Genomic DNA, 21,453 nt, shown 5'->3' on the forward strand with positions numbered 1-21,453 from the left:
GGTAGGGCTGCGTGTGCTGCAGGCGATGACAGGGTCGGCAAGATGCCCGGCTGCGAGAGAGGTTGCAAGGTGTCGATACCGCAGCAGCGTCGGTATGCGTGAGTGCTTTGGCGCAGCCTGAAAAAATAAACCCCGGGAGGTGATACTTTTCCGCAGGTCGACTGGCAATAGGAGTGATTACCATTTTCTCTCGTTGGAAAGGATCCTTAAGCCATGTCTGTTGCAAGTCGACCTTGTGGTGAGTCTGCATTATCCGTCGCGATTCGTACCGCCACGCTGAGTTTCGTTCTGGTCGCAGGAAGCGCCACCGCCTGGGCGGCCACCCCCGGGCAGGAGCCCGCTACCGATAAAATTTCGAACGCTGTGGTGGTCGGCAACGGGCAAGGCTTGACCCTCGATGCGACCACTATCACCGGTACCGGCAACAACCCAGGCGCACTGCCACCTGTGTTGGCCGGTGGTCAAGTGGCGCGCGGTGCACGCTTGGGGATGATGGGCAACAAGGACGTGATGGACACGCCGTTCAGCGTGACCAGTTACACCGCCAAGACCCTGGCCGATCTGCAAACCGTGACCGTGGCTGACGCCCTGCAACGAGATCCTTCGGTGCGCTCGACGGGCCAGGTGGGTGGCATCGTCGACTCGTTTTTCATTCGTGGTTTTCCAATCGGCGAGGGTAACCTCGGCGAGCTGGCTTACGACGGCGTGTACGGCGTGGCGCCCAACTACCGGGTGTTTACCGACTACGCCGAACGGGTCGAAGTGCTCAAGGGGCCGGGCGCGCTGATGTACGGAATTTCTCCGAACAGTGGTGTGGGCGGGGTGATCAATATCGTCCCCAAGCGTCCGTTGGAGGAAGACCTGACGCGCTTCACCGGCAGCTACGCGTCCGATTCCCAAGTGGGCGGGCATCTGGATGTCAGCCGTCGATTCGGCACGGAAAACCAGTTCGGCGTGCGTTTCAACGGCAGTCTTCAAGGTGGCGACACGGCCGTCGATGACCAGGAACGCGAAGGCAATATCGGGGCGATCGCCTTCGATTATCGAGGCGAGCGCTTGCGCTTGAACCTCGACTTCATCAGCCAGAAGGAAAACTTCGACGGCGCCTCGCGACCCTTCACCGTCGCGCCCGGCGTTGAGATTCCGTCTGCCCCCAATGGCCGTACCAACACGTCGCAGAAATGGGGCTGGTCGGACACCAAGGAGCAATCGGCATTGCTCGGCGGCGAATATGATCTGACGGACGCGGTCACGGTGTTTGCCCACGCCGGTGGAGGTCGGTCGGACGTCAAGCGGATGTCCGACCAGGTGCCCAGAATTCTCAACAGTGCCGGTGATACCAGCAACACGCCCGGGTACTACAAATTCAACGTGGACCGCTCCACCGCCGACGTGGGGATCCGCGGGGTGTTCGACACTGGCCCGGTCACCCACACGACCACCTTGATGGCGACCACGTATCAGGATGAACTGTCCCGCGGCATCACCAACGGGCCAGAGGTCCGCTCGAATATCTATCACCCGGTGGACGTGCCCAAGCCCGCCATCAATGCGCCCAAGGTGCTGCGCGTTTCCGAGTCACAGTTGTCCGGCTTCGCCTTGACCGACACCTTGTCGGTACTGGATGACCGTCTGCAATTGACCCTGGGGCTGCGCCGGCAAAACATCGAATCGCGCAATTACAATGCCGCCGGCTCGGTCAGTTCCCGTTATGACGACAGCGCCACGACGCCGATGCTCGGCGTGGTGGTCAAGCCCTGGGAGGACGTGTCGCTCTACTACAACTATGTCGAGGGGCTGAGTAAAGGTGACATTGCGCCAGGCAACGCGAGCAATGCCGGCGAAACGTTTGCACCTTACGAATCCAAGCAGCACGAAATGGGTGTCAAGTATGAGCACGGCACCTTCATGACTACCCTGGCGCTGTTCCAGATCGAGAAGCCCAGTGGCGAAATTGGCGCGGGCAATGTGTTTTCGGTGCAGGCCGAACAGCGTAACCGTGGCGTGGAGTTGAGTATGTTCGGCGAAGTGGCCCCCGGCACACGCTTGATGGGCGGCGTGACCCTGCTCGATGGCGAGCTGACGGATTCCGCCACGGCGGCCAACCGTGGCAATAAACCGGTGGGCGTGCCCGAGGTACAAGCTAACCTGTGGGCTGAATGGGACACCCCGTGGGTGGAGGGCTTTACTCTCACCAGCGGTGCGATTTACACCGGCAGCCAATACGTGAACCAGGCCAACACCCAGCAGTTGGATGCGTGGACTCGCTTCGATGCGGGGGCTCGCTACGCCACCAAGATCGAAGGTCGGCCTACGACTTTCCGAGCCACGGTTCAAAACGTCTTTGATCGCGAATACTGGTCGGGTGTCGCCTCGTATGGGGCGTTCTCTCCCGGCTCTCCGCGCACATTGCAACTGTCGGCCACGGTCGATTTTTAAGAAGCGGGCAAGGGTGGCTCAAACCAAGGGCCACCCCCTCGTGTATAGCGGTCGATCAGAACTTTTTCGGCACGGGCAGGGGCCGGTCAATACAGCCATGGTCAGGTGCGTGTCGCGCAGGCAAGGGCACCAGCGAAACCAATTCCTCTTCGACGATTTGATTGCTCATGGCCAATTCCAGCTCGGGGCAGTCAATGCTGAGCCAGTCACCGTGTTGGAGCGGCACATTCGCGGTGCGATGGCTCAAGCTGTGAAACACGTAATGAACCAGCCCAGGCTCGAGAAACTGCTCATGTTTCTCCAGGAACTCTTCCGAGTATCGGCGCAAACTCTGCCAGCGATGCAAACTCATCCGGTGGTGACTTGCCGTCAAGGGTTGGCCGTCGCGTTCTATCTGGACATTGATGGCCAGATCAGCCTGCAATTCCCCCACGATCAATGCCGGGGCAATCGCACAGGTACGCAAGTGCGCATGCGTTGAGGAAATGGCGTCACGACTGTGCAATACGTGATCGTGAATATCGTTGCCCAGGGTAAAACCAATGAAGCGCAGCGCGCCAAACGGGTCGACCCAATAGAGGCAGACAATGCACGGCTCGCTACTGATGCTTTGCGAATGATAAGGCACCTGCAAAGGGTCGCCGTCGGTCTTGAGCAGGCGGCCGTTACCTTTGTAATACCAGGCTTGTTCTGTCTTGGCGGTACAGAGGGTGATTTCGCTGATCTGGACCAATAAATTGTTATCGGGCTTGAGCGGCGGTCGGTATTTCACCGCTGCAGGCGTAAGCGGGTAGGGCGTGGACGGCAGGTCCTTGAGATAGGACTCCCAGTCCATATTCCGATCCGCGCAATGGGCCAGGGCTTCATAAAGATTTCCCTGGGGTGGACGAACCTCCCGGCTTTGCCCGGACTTGAAGTCAAATACGCCAAGGCCTCCTCGCGGCACTGGAGAGTCCAGCAACATTACATAATGGGTCATCACTTATCCTCCAGGGTCAAGCGTGCGGACAGTGGGGCGTAGTCCTTGAGTCCGTTGAAAGCCGGGTTTGTCTCTTTGAGCCGTAAGGACAGCAAGCCTCCCGTGATACTTCCGGCCAGTGCCAGGAACAGAATCGCGGTAAGTCCCCACGTCATGGCGATGTAGCCAGCGACGACAGGCGCGACACCGCCTCCAAGAATCTCTCCGCAGCCCACCACCAGGCCCGTCGCGGTGGCCAATAGACTGGGCGGCACTGATTCGCTGGTCAGTGGACCGACCGTGATGCAGATCAGGCTGAAGTTGATAAAGGACAAGAAAAATAATTGAAGGAACAGTAGCCAGGGCAGCGGTGGGCTGATGATCAATAAACCCACCAGCAGCGCGCTGATCATGAAGCAGATGGAAACCACGGGCTTGCGACCCAGTTGGTCGGACAAGCCGGGAATGACCAGTTGGCCAAAAAAACCACCCAGGCCAATGGCGGAAATGATCATGGCCATGGAGAAATTGCTCAGGTGCAGGATGTCTGTCAGGTAGCTGGGGAGCAGGGCGCACAGAACGAACTGGCACGTCAGTATGCAAAGCATCAAGGCAATATTGAGCCGCACATTCCCGCTGGACAGGGCCGTCCTCCACTGACTTTTGGAGGTGTGTGCAATCGACACCGCGCTGGGCGCCTGGGTCGGTTGGTAGGTTCTATAGAGGTACCAGGCCACTAACAGGCCGGGTAACGAAATGATGGCGAATACGGCGCGCCAGGATCCGAATATTTCCAGCAAGACGCCCGCCAGCAGCGGTCCGAGGCACAGGCCGATGATGGGGAACAAGGCCTGTTGAATCCCTAGATTGAGTCCGCGCCGGCAAGGCTGCGAAACTTCATCGGTGACAATGATACTGACTGGAGTGAAGGCACCTTCACAGACGCCCATCAAGGCGCGCAAGAGCACCAGGCCCACCAGGCTGGTGATCAATGCAGACGCACCGGCCAGGAGCGATAGCAGGGTGATCGACAGCACCAGCAACTTCTTGGGGCCCAGTACCTTGATGGCAGCGCCCATGAACAGGGCAGAGCCTCCCCATGCAAATGCCAGGATGGCCGACAACATGCTCAAGTCCTGATAGTCCAAGGCCAAGTCACGCATGATCACCGGGAACAGCGGCATGATAATGAACCTGTCCAGTCCTACCAGCCCGAAGCTCAGTGACAGAAGCGTGATCATGCGTCTTTCATAGCCGCCCCAAGGTCGGGCGACCAGATATTTCATCTCCATGTTCCTTCCCCTTCTTTCCCTAGCGCTTTCGAAGCCCTCTCGAACGAGGTGAACGCCTGCGATCCATACGCCGGCAGCCAGGGGCAGATGTGCCCCTGGCTGGGTGCCGGTGTTTTATCGGTCTGTCAGGCGACCCACTTGCCCACGGCCATTTCAGCGGTGAAGCCGGGGCCGAAGGCCGCCAGCATGCCCGTCGCGCCATCGACAAGCCCGCTGTCAAACTGGCGCTTGAGCACATCGAAGACCACCACGCTGGCGATGTTCCCGGCTTCGCTCAAACTGTCGCGAGACTGCGCGACCCGACCGGGTTCCAGGTCCAGTTGCAGGACCAGTTCATCAAGGATTTTCCGTCCGCCGGTATGGAAGATGAAAAAGTCATTTTGAGCGCAATGTTGATTGAAGGTCTCGTAGTTCAATTCCTCCATCATTGGTGCGACATCTTTAATGGAGTTCATGACAGCCTTGTCCAAGGTGAAGTGGAAGCCGCTGTCTTTAACGTCGTATTTAATGTAGTGCTCGCTATCAGGCAGGAAGTAAGACCCGGTGTTGGCGATCTTGAAACCAGGCGCCTGGTCATCGGCGCGCATGACGCAGGCCGATACGGCATCGCCGAATAACGCGGCTGATATGAACGCGTGCAACTTGGTGTCCTGGGGTTGATAGCAGAGCGATGAGAACTCCAGGGACACGATGAGGACATGGTTGTCCGGCGCCCGGCTGGCGAAGTCAGTGGCTCGATTGATCGCCGCAGCGCCTGCCACGCAGCCCAGTTGAGCGATGGGCAGTTGCACGGTCGACGTTCGCAGGCCCAGGTCATTGATCAGGTGGGCCGTCAGCGAAGGCATCATGAAGCCGGTACACGATGTCACCGCGACCATGCGAATGTCGTCGGTGGTCAGCCCGGCATTTTCAATGGCTTGGCGCGCCGCGATGGATGACATGCGGCGGGCTTCGCGTTCATAAACGATGCTGCGATGGGTAAAGCCGGTATGCACCGCCAGTTCATCGATAGGCAGGACCAAGTGCCGTTCGTTCACCTGCGTGTTTTGAATCATTCGTTTGGCAAGTGCCATTCGTGGATGATCATCATGCAACTGCTCTAGATGCTCGATCATTTGTTGCTGAGTAATCTTGTATTGCGGGAACAACAGACTGGGTTTGCAAAGAGTAGACATGACAAGTCCTCGGCTAATAGCCAATAAAGTTAGAAGCACATTTAAGGCAATGAACAGCAAAGCTGGATTCTGAAAAACAGAATCAAAGCAACGGGCTGGAGAGCCAAAAAACTTGACTGTTGTTATCGAAAGAGCGGGGTGTAGCGGGCGCCTAGTTTGTTATTTCACCAATACAAACTTATAGGCATATTGCCAGGCCAAATTGCTTTCTCGGACATGTTTGCGAATAACCATGCGCACAGGCGCACCGCTGACAACTTGCCGGGGATCGATGACATCAACGATTTCCGAGGCAATCACCAGGCCATCATCCAGGCGCACCATCGCCATGAAACGGGGCACGGTTTCGCCATAGCCCATGGCCGCCAGTATCGGATTCTCGGCATGGGCGCTGACTTGGATCGTGCCGGTGCGTGCGCAGCGATACGGTTCCACATTCAACGAATTGCACGCGCCGCAGACGGTGCGCCGAGGGAAGAAAATTTCTTCGCAATCCTGGCAACGGCTGCCTTCGAGACGGTATTTGCCGCCATGCTCGCGCCATTCGCGCAACATGCTGGCGGTGGTCATGCGGTGAATCTGTTCAGGGTAAAGGGACATGGTCGGCTCCTTAATCGTTGGAAAGCACAATGACACTGTTGTGCGCGGCGTAACCGCCCAGGTTCTGCGAGACGCCAATACGGGCGCCTTTGACTTGGTTGTTGGACTCGCCGCGAAGCTGTCGGAACAATTCAGTAATGTGCAAAATCCCATCGCAACCGGAGGCGTGGCCGCGTCCGATGTTGCCGCCGTCAGTGTTCAGGGGAAGTTGCCCATCAAGGGCGATGCCGCCTTCCAATACAAAGTCGCCTGCCTGGCCTGGACCACATACGCCCATGGACTCCATTTGAATCAACCCGGCGCCCAGCAAGTCGTAGACTTGCGCCACATCGATATCCTTTGCCGTGATACCGGCTTTTTTATAGGCGATTTCGGCGCAGGCCATCGAGTTGGCGGAAACCGCCATGCCTACATCTTTTGGCAACCCCGGAAATTGCAACGTCGGGTTGTGATAGCGGGTGCCGAAATAGTGCGATACGCCGGTGTAGGCACAGCCACGGATAAAGACCGGTTGGGTCGTGTAACGGTGCGCAAGGTGTTCGGCAACCAGGATGGCGCAACCGCTGGCTTCACCCCAGGCCAACATCGAGCCACAGGCTTCGCTACTCTTGAGTGCTTCGAGAGATGGAATTGGCACGCCATAGCGGGTAGCCGTGGGGGTGTTATGGGCATAGATACGCATCTGCCGCCCAAAAGTCGCCAATACATCCGCTTCGCGTCCTGCATAACCGAACTTCTCAAAATATTCGGCAGTCGCCAGGGCGAAGGCGTCTGTGTGTGAGATGCCGAGAAAATAATCGTATTCACATTCAGTGCTGGAGCCGATGTATTCGGCGTAGTTGATGTGGTCGGTCATTTTTTCGAAGCCGCCGCACAGGACGATGTCGTACTCACCTGAGGCGACCATTTGGTGGGCCATCTGGAAAGACACCGAGCTGCTGGTGCAGTTGGCAGTACTCATGAACGTGGGGGCAGGGCTGATACCCAGGGCGTCGGAAATGGTCGGGCCCAGGCCTCCGTATTCAGAAATGCCTTCACCGTGGTAGCCATAGGCAACTGCCTGGAGTTCGCGGGGGTGCATCTTGATGGCGTTGAGCGCTTGGTAGGCGGACTCGACGATCATCTCCTTGAAAGTCTGACGAACTCTGGAGCTGCCGGGCTTAGGGGTATAGGCAGCCGAAACGATAGCAACGCGTCGTGCGCTCATAAAAAAGTGCTCCTTGCTGGATGGATTGGAATCAGAGATAGGCCGTCAGGGCATAGTCGGGCCGCAAGTATTTGAACTCGTACTTGATCGACGTCCCGTAATCCACGTAGTACTTATCCTCCAGCAGCGTGCGCAGCGGAACGTTGGTCTTTTGATAGGCTTCGATGGCATCGGTGACGGTCAAGGCAATGGCATCGCTGCCCGCACCAAACCCATAGGAAACCACCAGGATTCTTTCGCCGGGACGCGCTTGATCGAGGACGTTGACCAAGCCCAGCAAAGGGCTCGCTGCCCCAGCATCACCGACACTCTGGGCATAGATGCCCGGTTCGATTTGCGCCGTCGTGAATCCCAGGTGCTTGCCGAGAGAGTAGGGGGTCGACACCAGGTTCTGTTGGAAGACGACATAATCGAAATCACCCGCCTGCGCATGGATCTTGGCCATCAATCCCGAGGCAGCACGGCGAGTCTGGTCTTCAAGTCCGATGCTGTTCTTGTCCGAGCCCAGTCCCATTCCCGACCGGATATAGCGGTCCCCTTGAGGCCTGATGTTGTCAGCGACATCCGCCGCGCAAGAAAAACTTGCGTCAAAATGCGCGATCACATTTTCTGTACCCAACAGCAGGGCAGCGGCGCCTGCTCCGGCGTAGGACTCTGTCAAATCACCGGGGGCGGTGTTGCGGTTGATCGTATCGGCGCCCACCGCCAACGCGTTGCCCACCATGCCCGATGCTACCAGGGCGTATGCAATCTGAAGGGCGCTGGTGCCTGATTTGCCGGCAAACTGCACGTCAGCACAAAAGGCGTCATAGCCGCAGCCAAGCATTTCCAGGATGATCGCGGCCGAGGCCCGGGAGTCATATGGATTGGTGCAGGTGCCAAGATAAAGCGCTTCAAGGGAGCAAGGCGGCGCTTTGTCCAGTGCGCGTTGGGCGGCAAGGACGCCCAAGGTAATGACGTCTTCATCAGGCTGCAGCACAGCCCTTTCGAGAACGCCCAGTTGACCCTTTACCAAGCTCAAATCGGTGTTTTTCCACACCTGGATCACGTCGTCCACCTTGAGCCGGCAGACCGGGATGCCCGCGCCATAGCTCACAATTCCTACTTTATTCATGTGTACTTCCTCCAGATTCCGTTCTTTCACCTGCTGGCAGAAAGCCGTGACAGGCGCATGAAATATTTAGAAACTATCTATTGGTGCTCGCAAAGTGACAAATGGCGGTCCCATGCCCGTAAACCGGCAGGTTCAAGCGTCAGAACCTACCGGTCAACCTATGAACAATAGGTTTGTTTTCGTACAATCATTATGTATGATACGAAACGTACCGTATCGTTAAGGCAGCGTTAAAAATTTATGACTTCCCTTCTCATATCTCCCTATTTAGAGGTAATAAGCGCTCAAGAGACCCCCTTCTAAGCAGAAGCAGAGATCAAATAAACATACAAAACGAAACGATCCGTTTCATTGCTTTTCGAGAGAATCCTATACCCTGAGTCTCTTTTGTCAAGCGCCATATTGGAGATTTTGATTTATGGCCCGTAAACCATCTCGGAGCTCCATTGGCTCATTGAGGAGCCCTCACACGCACAAAGCGATCATCATTTCTGCCATAGAAACCCTTAAGGAGTGCGGTTACTCGGGGTTGAGCATCGAGGCGGTGGCCCGCCGCGCTGGCGCGAGCAAACCGACAATCTACCGGTGGTGGGGTAACAAGGCAGCCTTGATCGCCGAGGTCTACGAGAGTGAAAGCGAGCAGATTCGCAAAGAGCCGGATAAAGGCTCTTTCAAGGAGAATCTCAATTTCTTGCTGCTCAATCTCTGGAAGGTCTGGCGAGAAACGATTTGCGGGGAGGCTTTTCGATGCGTCATTGCCGAGGCCCAGCTCGATCCCAGCACGTTGCCCAAGCTGAAAGACGAATTCATGGAGCGGCGTAGGGAGTTGCCTCGCAAGCTGGTGGAAAAAGCTATTCAGCAGGGCGAGTTGCCCAAGGATACGTCGCGTGAATTGCTCTTGGATATGATCTTTGGGTTTTGCTGGTACCGGCTGTTGACCGAGCAGTTGGAGGTGGAGGCAGATATCAATGAGTTCACGACACTGCTGATGAACGGGGTACTGCGCCCGACTTCGACGGCGGTTCAAGACGCCGCCGAAGCCTGATTATCGGGAGGGGATGCGCTTATTTCGTGCCGCTGAATCGTGCATGAAGGCTCGGCAGGATGCTGGCCAGGTGGTTGAACTCACACAAGTCATGCACCGCAAATTCATAAGCCAGGGTTTCCAGCTCCACTTCTCCCAGGCCGTTTTCTTCCAGTAGCTGAGCGGCTCGCTCGGCGCCTGGAAAACGCTGCATGGCAGGGTGGCTGCCGACCCAGTAACGGCTCGTCAGGTACAAACCCTCCGGACATTCCTTGAACAAATGCGCCATCAGCGACACCGGCACTTGCGGTTCGTGGGCCAGGCTCATCAGGGCGCTGACGCTGCCGTCTATTTTGGATTCGCGGTACAGGTCCGGACAGAAGCCCAGCTCGCAGGGGTCCCTGAAATCAATGTGCAGGTGCATGAGGCGGTCACCGACGTACTCGGAGGCGCAAAAGGTATTGCCATATAAGCGCTCCTCGAAGCTCAAGGTATCGTCCAGGAGGCGCTCGTGATGAACGCAGGGGTTTTCCACGTGGGCATAAGGAAACCACAGGGTGTAGCGCTCAGCCTCCAGTGGATGCCACATGAACCACCACTTGAGCATCTCAGCGGTGCAGTTGGGGAAAAACTTGCGACTTTGCACATAGGCCATCGGCCCTGGCAGCAGGGCGTATCCGGCCTCTTCGCTAATGAAATCAGCGGCGAGCATGCGGTTAAGGTCTTCAACGCTGGGCGTCAAGGCGTCAGCCAAGGGCATGGGGCCTTGCTGTATTTTTTCGACGGCACTGAGCGGCACGCTGATCTTCGAGCGGAAAAAGTCGGCGTAGGGTTTGCCTTGGATGGCCTGCTGATTGGCCAGGAACTGCTTCTGCATTGGCAATGAGAAGTAGGTGAAAGGTGTCATTACGCGCGCTTCCATGACGGTATTTCCTTGGTGGTGCGTGAAAAGCCCACAGCATCGGCTGCAAAGTCCTCACGTGGTGTTGTAAAGGGACAATGACGGGACCAAAATAGGTAGGCTGAAATAAAAAGTCAAATTTGAATTAGAACTATAAAGAGATGAGCTCATGGACAATGCCATTGGCAAGCCTTCCCTGCCTCGTGCTTCGCGGCTCGATGGGCAGGCAACGCGGCTGCAGATTCTGGAAAAGGCGGGTGAGTTGTTTGCCGAACAAGGGTTGGCCAACACCACCAGCAAGCAGATTTGCGAACGTTCGCAAGCCAACAGCGCGGCGGTGAATTATCACTTCGTAAACAAGGAGGGCCTGTACCGCGCGGTATTGCTCGAAGCCCACGCTCGGTTGGTGCGGATGGAAACTCTGGTTTCGCTTAACGAGCGGCCCGGTTCGCCGCAAGACAAATTACGTGCCCTTATCACTGTGTTGGTCGAGCGCCTGCACGACCATCCGGATGGCTGGGCGCTGAAAGTGCTCACGCGCGAAGTGCTTTCGCCTTCTCCCGAGTTCGAGGTGGTGCTCAAGGAACAATCGTTTCCCAAGGCGCACATTCTGCGTGGCTTGCTTGGACAAATCATGAACTTGCCAGCGGATCACCCGACAACCTTGCGCAGCGCCATCAGCGTCTTCGCTCCCTGTCTTTTTCTGCTTATCGCCCATCAGCCGTTAAAGCAGCATGTACTGCAAGGGTTGAGTCTCGAGCCGCAGGGTTTGATCGACCACATGATGAGCTATGCCCTTGGTGGACTGCAGGCAGTGGCGGCGACTGCGCACGACGCTGCACACTGACGCGGGATCCATGGTTAGCGGGGTCTACCGTTGGCGCGCGTCCATTGAGTAGGCGCCGCCGCCGCGCGCGACGATGTAGAGGCCAAGAAAACCCATCAGCACTGGAAACTCGATGCCTCGATCTATCCAGGGCCATGTCGGCCCCAGCGCATAGCTGATTGCAACCATCTCAATGGCGATCAGCAGGGCGACGAGTCGCGTACCGAGCCCTATCGCCAGCATGAGCGCACCGACTGTCTCCAGGAGCATGACCAGGAAGGCAAGCTGTGCCGCGAAAGGCAGTCCCATCACGTTCTGGATGAGGTTGATCGACGCGCTCATTGGGTCCGCCATCGAGCCGTGGGCGGTGCGCAGAACCTTCGGCAAACCGTGGGTAAACAGGACCACGGCGAAGACGATCCGCAGCGCGGCGTACAGGTGAGGTTCGAAGCGGGCGACTCGTGCAGTCACCGTGGCCACCGCGCAGCGCAGCGATGATAGGTCTTGAGTTGTCATGGGGAATCCTTGGCTGGTTTGCTTGAAGCACTGATACATGACGTCGATAGGCCTTTTGAATACTCCGAAGGCGCTATTGTCCTTTGGCAGGCAGCCCCATCTTCGCCAGCGTCAGCGTTTCATCAGCGCGCCCCCATCCGCCGTCTGCAACCTCTTCGACCAGCACCATGGTGAACGGACGAACTCCCTCACCGAAGTATTCGACGAACATCTCTGTGGTGCGATGGATGATCTCTTCTTTGCGGGCGTGGTCCAGGATTCCTTCGGGAAATTTGTAGTTGGCGAATGGCATCGGTTTGCTCCTTGGGTGTGAAACAGATTGGTTCGGGCGAACAGCCCATGGCGCGCATTTTTCTTGTTTGGGCCCGGGAGATAAACCCCGCTGAGTTGCCATCTGAATTCAATAACCGAGAACAATCGACGCCGTGGATCGCCCTCACGTGCGGGCCTCCGTCGTTATTCCTTGTGTCTTTTCTGCTGCAATCCCCCTGACACGCTATGAGAACGTGCGCTAGGCAATCATCGACGTGCTTGCGCTTTATCTAAATGGATAATATGTTAACTAAATAATAACGTACGTCTCGACCTTCTCGAGGTGCAACCATTGATGCCTTCACTGTCCTCCGATGATGCTGTCGCGTTTGAATGCTGGAGTGCATCTCTGCGAGCCGCTTGCGGGAGCCTCGCCACGACGCCCTCGCACCATCATGGTCTATTCATCGGAGATGTTTGCCGAAGGGATTTCGGCGGGTTGGGCGTTGCCCATGTCAGGACCAACGCCGGGCACATTGCCCGTCAGCGCGCCAATGCCGATCACGGTGACGACCAGTATTGTTTTTTGATTTTCCAACGAAGTGGCCGGCAACGTATCCAGCAGGCAGGACAGACAATTGAATTGACTGCCGGTGATCTGGCATTGGTCGATTCGGCCAAGGCTTTTGCCATCGAACCGGGCGGATTGATTGAGAATGTGTCGACTCATCTGTTGCGCAGCACTGTCGAACAACAACTGAAGGGACGGGCGCTATTTGGAAAGTTGTCACGCAATTGCGTCTCCACGCGGCTGATTCGCACACTGATCCACTCGGTCAGTGATCCGCAACTCTGTGGCGGCGTCAGGTATCCGCAGGAAGACGGAGACGCCATGCAGTCTGCATTGTTGGCACTTCTGGTACCCGCGCTGGCTGAACAGGCGCGACCACCCGTCATTGAAGAAAAGCTTGAGCCTGGCGAGCTGTATCGCCTGGTGGTAACGCTGATCAATGAGCAATTGCAAGACACCTCGCTCAGCCCCTCCCATCTGGCGAGCCAATTGGGTCTCTCTGTCAGACAGCTGTACCGATTGTTTGAAGAGCAGGGTGAAACAGTAAGCCGTTACATCCAATGTCGACGATTGGAGCAGGTTGCGCACGATCTTTGCGCTTACGAACTTCGCCACGAATCCGTCACGGAGATCGCTTTCAAGTGGGGTTTTTTCGACGCCGCTCATTTCAGTCGAGCCTTCAAGCGTCACTTCGAATTGTCCCCCCGCAATTATCGAATGAATGTCTCTCTGGCAAAGCGATAACACCACCATCTGGCAGGAAATGCCAAGTAGCCTTGTCACGCTCAGTCAAGCGTCCTTGTTCTGTCCCAGCTCTAATGAACGTCAGCTGGCCAGACAAGATCTTGGGCGCTGGCGTAGGTTTCCAGACCGTTTCTGATAACAACAATAAGTATGAGATTGGAGCATCCTGATCATGAGAACGTTGCCCTTGCCGCTGCTATTGGGGCTTCCTTTGTTGGTGTCCAGTCTGTCGGGATTGGCTGATACACAGCCTTCGGCTGCGCGTGTCGATGGCGCGCGAATCGTTCAGGCAAACAGTGAACCAGGCAACTGGATGTCACACGGACGCACCTATGACGAGCAGCGTTACAGTCCACTGACCACTATTAATGACAGCAATGTGAAGCAACTGGGCATGGCCTGGACGCAGAAGCTGGACATCGATCTGGGCACCGAGGCCACGCCTATAGTCGTTGATGGGGTGATGTACACCACGGGGGCGTTCAGCATTGTCTATGCGATCAATGCCGCGACCGGTGAACGTTTGTGGAAGTTCGACCCGAAGGTTCCCGCTGAGAACCTGAGTCAGGGATGTTGCGGACCGGTCAACCGAGGTGTTGCCGTCTGGAACGGAAAGGTCTATGTCGGCAGTTTTGACGGTCGCCTGATCGCTCTGGATGCGGCAACCGGCCAGCCGGCCTGGAGTGTCGACACCATCATTGATCGCAGCAAGAGTTATTCGATTACTGGCGCGCCGCGCATTGTCAAAGGCAAGGTGCTGATCGGCAATGGCGGTGCCGAATTTGGCGTACGTGGTTATGTAACCGCCTACGATGCCGAAACGGGCAAGCAAGCCTGGCGATTCTACACAGTGCCAGGCGATCCGAAGTTGCCTCCCGAGAATCCTGCCATGGCGATGGCCCTCAAAAGCTGGAAGGGTGATGGCTGGGTCAAGTGGGGCGGTGGTGGCACTGTCTGGGACTCCATGGCCTATGACCCGGATCTGGATCTGCTGTACATCGGCACCGGCAATGGCTCGCCCTGGAATTATAAATTTCGCACGGACGGCGAGGGTGACAATCTCTTCGTCTCCTCGATTGTCGCGCTACGTCCAGACAGCGGCGAGTACGTCTGGCATTACCAGGTCACACCCAAGGATCAATGGGATTTCACCGCCACACAGCACATGATCCTGGCCGACCTGGAAATCGAGGGAAAGCTGCGAAAGGTGCTGATGCAGGCGCCGAAGAACGGCTTTTTTTATGTGCTCGACCGCACCAACGGCAAGCTTTTGTCTGCCAGGAATTTTGTTCCAGTCAACTGGGCCAGTGGTATCGATCTGCAGACGGGCCGGCCGATTTTTACCGGCAAGGCTGACTATTCGACCGGACCCAAGGTCGTGCAGCCGAGCTTTTTGGGTGGGCATAACTGGCATCCCATGTCGTTCAACCCAAAAACTGGCTACGTCTATATCCCGGCGCAGTTGACCCTGGCTGAGCTCAAGGCCGCTGAGCAGCCGCAGTTTTTCCCAAACAAGTCGGTGGTCAACTTTGGCCTGGATGTGCCCGACCTGCCGGAAGACCCGAAGCAGTTGAAACCTATTCGCAATGCATGGTCCGGCGAGTTGATTGCCTGGGATCCCGTCAAGCAGAAACCGGTGTGGAAACAAGCGTATATCAGCGCGGGCAATGGCGGCACGCTGAGTACCGCCGGAAACCTGGTTTTCCAAGGGACTGCTGATGGACACGTGGTTGCCTACAGCGCCGACAAAGGCAAGAAACTCTGGGAACACAGGGCCAACTCCGGCGTGATGGCCGGGCCGGTGACCTACACCGTCAAAGGGGAACAGTACGTGGCTTTCTCCGTGGGTTGGGGTGGGATCATCCCACGCTTGACCGGTCCTTTGACCAACAAGGGCAATGTCCGCGCCGAGTCGCGGGTCATCGCTTTCAAGCTCGGGGCGACAGGCGAGCTGCCACCGCCCAAGACCGCGCCGAGGCTGCCGCCGACAGCGCTTGTGCTCAAGGCCAGTCCCGAGCAGTTGGTCCAGGCACGTTCCATGTTCAATGGCTTGTGCGCCGGCTGTCACGGACTCAACGCCATCAGCGGAGGCGAAGTTCCGGACCTGCGTTACTTGACCATGGACAAGCATGCAGCTTTCCCGGCGTTTCTCAGCGGCGCTCGAATGAGCGGTGGGATGCCGAGTTTCGCAGATATCCTCAAGCCAGAGGATATGGAACTCATACGCCAGTACCTGATCAAGCGTACCCATGATCTACAGGCCGAGCTTAAAGACTCCGCCAAACCCTGATCGATATTTCCTGATGTTCTCTCGGCGGCTCGCCTGCGAGCCGTCCGGACAACTGCTGCCCACAATAAAAATAATGAGGTCCATGTCATGTTCAATCATCAGACTTCCATCGCTGGTTTTGCTATGTCCGACCTGGTGAGAGTGGCGTGCGCAGCCATGATTGCCGTGTTGTCGTCAGTGGCACTGGCCGATGTAAAGCCCGACCCTGGCGATTATACGGCCTTGCCCAAGGGCACCGATGTGGTCGTGCTGTACCAACAGAATCCGCGCGGTGACGAAGTCTATTCGGGTGGTCATAAGACGGTCGACGACCTCGACTTGAAGATGAATGTAGGGGTACTGAGGCTGATTCACTTCACGGATTTTTTTGGCACCGGATACACCTGGGACCCGCAAATCGTGATCCCTTTCGGTTATCAGGAACTGGGTTTGAGTGACAGCAAAACCTCTGGACTGGGGGACATCACCTTCGGTGGTACGCTATGGACCATAGCCAACCTGGAGCGCAATGAGCACTTGGGATGGTCGATATTTTTCACTGCGCCCACCGGCAGTGACAAGGATGAAGGTTTTGCCTTGAGCAACAATCGCTGGGCGGTGGATTTCCAGGTGGGTTACATCAAGGGACTGACGGATAAGATCAGTTGGGATGTGATCGCCGAAACCGAGTTCTACAGTGATCAGCGCAGCACCGATTCGAAAAAGGATCCGCTGTTCCAACTGCACAACCATCTGCGTTACAACTTCACCCCCGAGACTTACGCCGCGATTACTTATCGGCACAATTGGGGGGCGAGGGAAACGCTCGACGGCACCACTCTAGCCACCAGCCACGACAACGGCACGGTAGGCTTCACGGTGGCGACCATGGCCAACAAACAACTGCAATTGATGGGGCAGCTGATGCGGGATGTGAAGGTGCGTGAGGGGGTGAAAATCGATAATTCGCTGCAGTTTCGACTGGCCTATTTTTACTGAGTTGTCAGCAGCAAATACGCCAGGATGACGATCATTTCAGATAGCTATACCTATTAAAACCATACAGAGGAGTTCACTATGTGGACTAAACCAGCCTATATCGATATGCGCATTGGTTTCGAAGTGACCATGTACTTCGCCAACCGCTGACGCTCTGGGGAGAGCCTTGGTCCAGGCTATCCGACGGTAAACGTTGGATAGCCACCGGCCCACCTGCCAGCGGCAAGGTGGTGGGCCAATGAGCAGACTTGCCCAGGTCAGTGCGAATGACGCGGCTCACCACTACGAGCAATCACGCGCAGATGCAACGTCGCCGGCTCCAGGCAGCCCCCTGTGGAAAGCTGTCCCACCAGTTGCCGGTACAGTTCCTGCCAGGGGGTTTGTGACGGCGGAATGTTCGGCGTCCATTCGCGGCGGCGCTGGGCCATCTCTTCGTCGTCGATCAGTAGGTTCACGGTGCGGGTATTGAGGTCCACTTTGAGCCGGTCATTGGTTTTCAGCAACGCCAGGCCGCCGCCCACGGCTGCTTCCGGGGACATGTTGAGGATCGAAGGGCTCGCTGATGTGCCGCTCTGGCGTCCGTCGCCGAGGCAGGGCAGGGAGTCGATGCCTTGTTTGATCAACGCCGCCGGAGGGGCCATGTTCACCACTTCGGCACTGCCGGGATAGCCCACGGTGCCAACGCCACGGATCACCAGGATGCAGCGCTCGTCGATGTCCAGCGCCGGGTCATCGATCCGCGCGTGGTAGTCCTCCGGTCCTTCGAATACGATGGCCCGGGCTTCAAAGCTATTCTCGGCACCGGGTTCGGACAGGTAGGTCTTGCGAAACGCCTCGCCCACCACCGACATCTTCATGATCGCGCTGTCGAAGAAGTTGCCGCTGAGCACGATGAAACCGGCGCGGTGCTTGAGCGGGGTGTCGAAGGGGTGAATCACATCGGCGTTGCTGGTCAGGCTGCTGCCGACGATTTCGCCAATGGTCCTTCCGCTGACCGTGGCGCAGAATTCGTGCAGGCGTCCGGCTTTTTGCAGTTCATGCATGACCGCTGGCACGCCGCCGGCCCGATGGAACCCTTCCCCCAGGTACTTGCCCGCCGGCATGCAATTGACCAGCAGCGGCACGTCTTCGCCAATCCGTTGCCAGTCCTCCAGGCTCAACTCGACGCCCATGTGCCGGGCGATGGCGATCAGGTGCGGTGGGCAGTTGCTTGAAGCGCCGAGTGCCGAGGCGACGGCGATGGCGTTCTCGAAGGCCTGGCGGGTCATGATCTGCGACGGGCGTACGTCCTGCAGCACCAACTCGCAGATGCGCTTGCCGGTGGCATAAGCCATTTGCCCGCGCTCGCGATAGGGCGCCGGAATGCTCGCGCAACCGGGCAGCGACATGCCCAGGGCTTCGGCCAGGGCGTTCATCGACAAGGCGGTGCCCATGGTGTTGCAGTGACCCACCGACGGCGATGCCGCGGTGGTCATTTCCATGAAGCCTTCGTAGTCGATCTCGCCGGCGGCCATCAGGTTGCGCGCATGCCAGAGCACGGTGCCGGAGCCGATCAGTTCGCCCTTGTGGTGGCCGTCGAGCATCGGCCCGCCGGACAGGACAATGGCCGGCAGGTCGGTGGTCGCCGCAGCCATCAGGCAGGCCGGGGTGGTCTTGTCGCAGCCGGTGGTGAGCACCACGCCGTCCAATGGGTAACCGTGAAGAATCTCCACCAGCCCCAGGTAGGCCAGGTTGCGGTCCAGCGCGGCGGTGGGGCGGCGCGACTGTTCGGCGATCGGGTGTACCGGGAATTCCATGGGAATGCCGCCGGCATCACGGATGCCGGCCTTGACCCGTTGGGCCAGTTCCAGGTGATGACGGTTGCAGGGCGTCAGGTCGCTGCCGGTCTGGGCGATGCCGATGATCGGGCGTCCCGACTGCAGCTCTTCGCGGGTCATGCCGTAGTTCATGTAGCGTTCGACATACAGGGCGGTCATGTCCGCGTGGGCCGGGTCATTGAACCATTGTTCGCTGCGCAGGCGGCGTTTTGGCGTGTCACTCATGATTCATTTCTCTCTTGTAATTGGATGAATCGGTCACGGTCGTGGCGTTTTAGCGCTCCAGCAGTCCTCGGGCGGCGAGGTTACGCAGCAAGGCGCTGACACCAAAGGTCCAGGGGGTGGCATCGCAGCTGTGCGTCACCTGGTTATGCAGGCTGCCGAGCAACGGGCTGCTGATGCTGACCACATCACCGCGTTTGTGGGTGAAACCGCTGCCGGCATGGTCACGGTCTTCGGTGGGGGCGAACAGGGTACCGAGAAATAGCACAAAACCATCCGGGTATTGGTGATTGGCGTTGAGCGTCTGGCCTGCCAGGTCCTGCGGGTCGCGGCTGATCTGGTTCATGGAGCTGGAGCCGTGCAGGCGATAGCCGTCCTCACCGTGTACCTGGAGATCGACCACGCAGGCGCGTACATCATCCAAGCTGAAGTGTTCGTCAAACAGGCGAATGAATGGCCCGATGGCGCAGGAGGCGTTGTTGTCCTTGGCCTTGCTCAGCAACAGCGCGCTGCGGCCTTCGAAATCCCGCAGGTTGACGTCGTTGCCCAGGCTGGCGCCGAGGATCTGGCCCCGGCTGTTCACGGCCAGCACCACTTCGGGCTCCGGGTTGTTCCATTGCGAGCCGGGATGAATGCCGATGCGGCTGCCGCTGCCCACGGCGGCCAGGACCGGTGCCTTGGTGAAGATTTCCGCATCCGGGCCGATGCCGACCTCCAGGTACTGCGACCACATGCCCTGTTCGATGAGCAGGGCCTTCAGGCGCATGGCTTGCTCGGAGCCCGGCACGATCGTGCGCAGGTTGTCGCCGATCACGCTGTGGACGGTGGCGCGTACGGCTTCGGCCTTCGCGGCATCGCCGCCGGCCTGTTCCTCGATCACACGCTCGATCATGCTGGCGGCGAAGGTCACGCCGGCGGCCTTGATCACTTGCAGGTCCAGTGGCGGCAACAGCGACGGCTTGCTCGGGTCGGCATCAGGGCCGGTGTTGGCCAGCAGGGCTTCGACACTGGCGATGAAGGTGCCGGGCGTCTGTCGCACGGCGGCCAGGGGCGATTCGGTTTCCAGCAGATCACTCAATGTCGCAAAACGATCCGAGAGGTCGAATACACCGTCGCTGCGCAACGCAATGGGCGAAGGCCCGGCGATTCGGCCTGGCACCCAGGCTCGACCAATCAGGGTTCCGGTCACGCCATCGACGGGCAGGGTGTTCTCGGGAGTAAGCAGTAGCGACATGGCAGGTCTTCCTGTTCGTAAAGCCTTCACGCTAGGGTGGCCGCTCGATAAACTCCAATGAGATATATTCAGTATTTGATAACGTCGGGTTATCGCCGGCCTGAGGAATAGCCATGTCAGATCTGTCCTTCTCCAGCTTCTGTGGCTGGCTAAAATTCCGCCACTTGCTGCTGATCGACACGTTGGGGCGCACCCGCAACATGCATCTGGCGGCGCAGCAGATGAACCTCAGCCAGCCGGCCATCAGCAAGATGCTCAAGGAAATCGAAAGCCTGCTCGGCTTTGCCTTGTTCGAGCGGTTGCCACGGAGCATGCCGCCTACGGCTTTGGGTGAACACGTACTGCGGTATGCGCAGATTGCCTTGAATGATGCGCGCTCGTTCGTCGAACAGATCAGCAGCTTGCGCGAGGGCGGCCACGGCTTTCTCAAGGTCGGCGGGATCTTTGCCGCCACTGCGGTGGCTTTGCCCGAGGCGATCCTGCAGATCAAGCAGCGCTGGCCGTTGCTGTCGATTGAAGTGGTGGAGCAGACTAGTAACCACCTGATGGAGATGCTTGAAGAGAAGACGCTCGACCTGGCGGTGGCCCGTTTTACCGATCAAAGCCAGCAGCAGCGCTATGATTTCCAGCCGTTGGCCCCGGAACCGTTCTGCATCGTGGTCAACTATCGCCATCCTCTGGCTGGCGCGGGTCCGGTCTCCTTGCAGCAACTGGTGGACTTGCCGTGGATTCTCTATCCGGTCGGCACACCGATTCGCGCCCGCATGGAGTTGGCCTTTGCCGAGGCTGGGGTAGGAATGCCGCGCAATACCATCGACACCATTTCCATGCAGACCTTCCTCCAGGTGCTGCAACGCGGACCCATGATCGGCATGCTGCCCAATGCGATGGTCGATCCGCTGCTCGAAAGCGGTCAGCTCAAGACTCTCGATACCCCGTTGCACCTGGTGCCGCAGGATTACGGCATTCTCACGCGCAAGGATGAGCCGTTGGTGGGCGTGGCGCTGGAGTTTGCCGAAATCCTCAAGGACAACGCCCGCCTGGCCGCCATGCAGCCTGCTTAAGGGCAGTATGAATCTGTGGGAGCAAGGCTTGCCTGCGATGCAGGCGCCTCGTTTCCCCTCAGACCGCGTCGTCTTCATCGCGGGCAAGCCTTGCTCCCACAGATGACTCGTCACAGGTTCCATGGTCTGAAGATCATTTCGATAACGCCTCGTTATCAACTAATCCAAAAATGCCATTGGGAAAGAATCGCTCCCCGACAGTAGAGTCCTCGTTCAATCGCCGGATGAT

19 protein-coding genes are annotated in these 21,453 nt (G+C 57.8%); 8 read left to right on the forward strand and 11 right to left on the reverse strand.

What is annotated here, in order from left to right:
* Positions 1-213 precede the first annotated feature (213 nt).
* Positions 214-2,439, forward strand: a complete 2,226-nt coding sequence (locus tag ASC85_RS01650; protein ID WP_057447980.1) for a TonB-dependent receptor — start codon at positions 214-216, stop codon at positions 2,437-2,439.
* A 55-nt stretch (positions 2,440-2,494) separates the two neighbouring features.
* Here the strand turns inward: ASC85_RS01650 and ASC85_RS01655 are convergent, their stop codons facing one another.
* The 6 genes from ASC85_RS01655 to ASC85_RS01680 all read right to left on the reverse strand — a co-directional run bounded on the left by ASC85_RS01655 (position 2,495) and on the right by ASC85_RS01680 (position 8,785).
* Positions 2,495-3,418, reverse strand: coding sequence for a hypothetical protein (locus ASC85_RS01655; protein ID WP_057447981.1), 924 nt, complete (start codon positions 3,416-3,418; stop codon positions 2,495-2,497).
* Positions 3,418-4,683, reverse strand: coding sequence for an MFS transporter (locus tag ASC85_RS01660; protein ID WP_057447982.1), 1,266 nt, complete (start codon positions 4,681-4,683; stop codon positions 3,418-3,420). The genes ASC85_RS01655 and ASC85_RS01660 overlap by 1 nt, the downstream gene beginning before the upstream one ends.
* Positions 4,684-4,814: 131 nt before the next feature.
* On the reverse strand, positions 4,815-5,864 hold the full coding sequence (locus ASC85_RS01665; protein ID WP_057447983.1) for a type III polyketide synthase: 1,050 nt from the start codon (positions 5,862-5,864) through the stop codon (positions 4,815-4,817).
* A gap of 159 nt (positions 5,865-6,023) precedes the next feature.
* A complete protein-coding gene (locus tag ASC85_RS01670) occupies positions 6,024-6,464 on the reverse strand; it encodes a Zn-ribbon domain-containing OB-fold protein (protein ID WP_014337947.1) in 441 nt (146 codons plus the stop codon).
* 10 nt (positions 6,465-6,474) lie between these two features.
* Positions 6,475-7,671 (reverse strand): thiolase family protein, encoded by a 1,197-nt coding sequence (locus ASC85_RS01675; protein ID WP_057447984.1) that lies wholly within the window; start codon positions 7,669-7,671, stop codon positions 6,475-6,477.
* Between the two features lie 31 nt (positions 7,672-7,702).
* The gene (locus tag ASC85_RS01680) at positions 7,703-8,785 is read right to left on the reverse strand and encodes a hydroxymethylglutaryl-CoA synthase (protein WP_003200752.1); all 1,083 of its coding nucleotides are present in this window, start codon (positions 8,783-8,785) and stop codon (positions 7,703-7,705) included.
* Positions 8,786-9,203: 418 nt separating this feature from the next.
* On the opposite strand from ASC85_RS01680, the gene ASC85_RS01685 reads away from it, so the two are divergent.
* Positions 9,204-9,830, forward strand: coding sequence for a TetR/AcrR family transcriptional regulator (locus ASC85_RS01685; RefSeq protein ID WP_057447985.1), 627 nt, complete (start codon positions 9,204-9,206; stop codon positions 9,828-9,830).
* Positions 9,831-9,849: 19 nt separating this feature from the next.
* Here ASC85_RS01685 and phlG read toward each other — a convergent pair whose 3' ends face one another.
* Entirely contained in the window at positions 9,850-10,731 is an 882-nt protein-coding gene (phlG, locus tag ASC85_RS01690) for a 2,4-diacetylphloroglucinol hydrolase (RefSeq protein WP_057447986.1), read from the reverse strand.
* Positions 10,732-10,879: 148 nt separating this feature from the next.
* Between phlG and ASC85_RS01695 the strand changes: the two genes are divergently transcribed.
* Positions 10,880-11,557, forward strand: coding sequence for a TetR/AcrR family transcriptional regulator (locus ASC85_RS01695; protein WP_057447987.1), 678 nt, complete (start codon positions 10,880-10,882; stop codon positions 11,555-11,557).
* Between the two features lie 24 nt (positions 11,558-11,581).
* Here the strand turns inward: ASC85_RS01695 and ASC85_RS01700 are convergent, their stop codons facing one another.
* Entirely contained in the window at positions 11,582-12,052 is a 471-nt protein-coding gene (locus ASC85_RS01700; RefSeq protein WP_057447988.1) for a DoxX family protein, read from the reverse strand.
* Positions 12,053-12,125: 73 nt separating this feature from the next.
* A complete protein-coding gene (locus tag ASC85_RS01705; RefSeq protein ID WP_003200762.1) occupies positions 12,126-12,344 on the reverse strand; it encodes a tautomerase family protein in 219 nt (72 codons plus the stop codon).
* 315 nt (positions 12,345-12,659) lie between these two features.
* Here ASC85_RS01705 and feaR point away from each other — a divergent pair, with 315 nt between their 5' ends.
* The 4 genes from feaR to pqqA all read left to right on the forward strand — a co-directional run bounded on the left by feaR (position 12,660) and on the right by pqqA (position 17,037).
* The gene (gene feaR / locus ASC85_RS30705; protein ID WP_082534288.1) at positions 12,660-13,619 is read left to right on the forward strand and encodes a transcriptional regulator FeaR; all 960 of its coding nucleotides are present in this window, start codon (positions 12,660-12,662) and stop codon (positions 13,617-13,619) included.
* Positions 13,620-13,791: 172 nt separating this feature from the next.
* Complete coding sequence (locus ASC85_RS01720; protein WP_057447991.1) at positions 13,792-15,909, forward strand: PQQ-dependent dehydrogenase, methanol/ethanol family; 2,118 nt, start codon at positions 13,792-13,794, stop codon at positions 15,907-15,909.
* A gap of 87 nt (positions 15,910-15,996) precedes the next feature.
* Positions 15,997-16,887, forward strand: coding sequence for a transporter (locus ASC85_RS01725; RefSeq protein ID WP_236712304.1), 891 nt, complete (start codon positions 15,997-15,999; stop codon positions 16,885-16,887).
* Positions 16,888-16,965: 78 nt separating this feature from the next.
* Positions 16,966-17,037 (forward strand): pyrroloquinoline quinone precursor peptide PqqA, encoded by a 72-nt coding sequence (gene pqqA, locus ASC85_RS30710; protein ID WP_082534305.1) that lies wholly within the window; start codon positions 16,966-16,968, stop codon positions 17,035-17,037.
* 107 nt (positions 17,038-17,144) lie between these two features.
* Here the strand turns inward: pqqA and ASC85_RS01730 are convergent, their stop codons facing one another.
* Positions 17,145-18,929 carry an IlvD/Edd family dehydratase gene (locus ASC85_RS01730; RefSeq protein WP_057447992.1) on the reverse strand — a complete coding sequence of 595 codons (1,785 nt, stop codon included), beginning with the start codon at positions 18,927-18,929 and terminating at the stop codon, positions 17,145-17,147.
* 49 nt (positions 18,930-18,978) lie between these two features.
* Positions 18,979-20,160, reverse strand: coding sequence for a fumarylacetoacetate hydrolase family protein (locus ASC85_RS01735; RefSeq protein ID WP_057447993.1), 1,182 nt, complete (start codon positions 20,158-20,160; stop codon positions 18,979-18,981).
* Positions 20,161-20,273: 113 nt separating this feature from the next.
* On the opposite strand from ASC85_RS01735, the gene ASC85_RS01740 reads away from it, so the two are divergent.
* Positions 20,274-21,224, forward strand: coding sequence for a LysR family transcriptional regulator (locus tag ASC85_RS01740; protein ID WP_057447994.1), 951 nt, complete (start codon positions 20,274-20,276; stop codon positions 21,222-21,224).
* Positions 21,225-21,453 lie beyond the last annotated feature (229 nt).

The organism is Pseudomonas sp. Root401, assembly GCF_001425105.1.
In the GTDB taxonomy this organism is placed as follows: Bacteria; Pseudomonadota; Gammaproteobacteria; order Pseudomonadales; family Pseudomonadaceae; genus Aquipseudomonas; species Aquipseudomonas brassicacearum.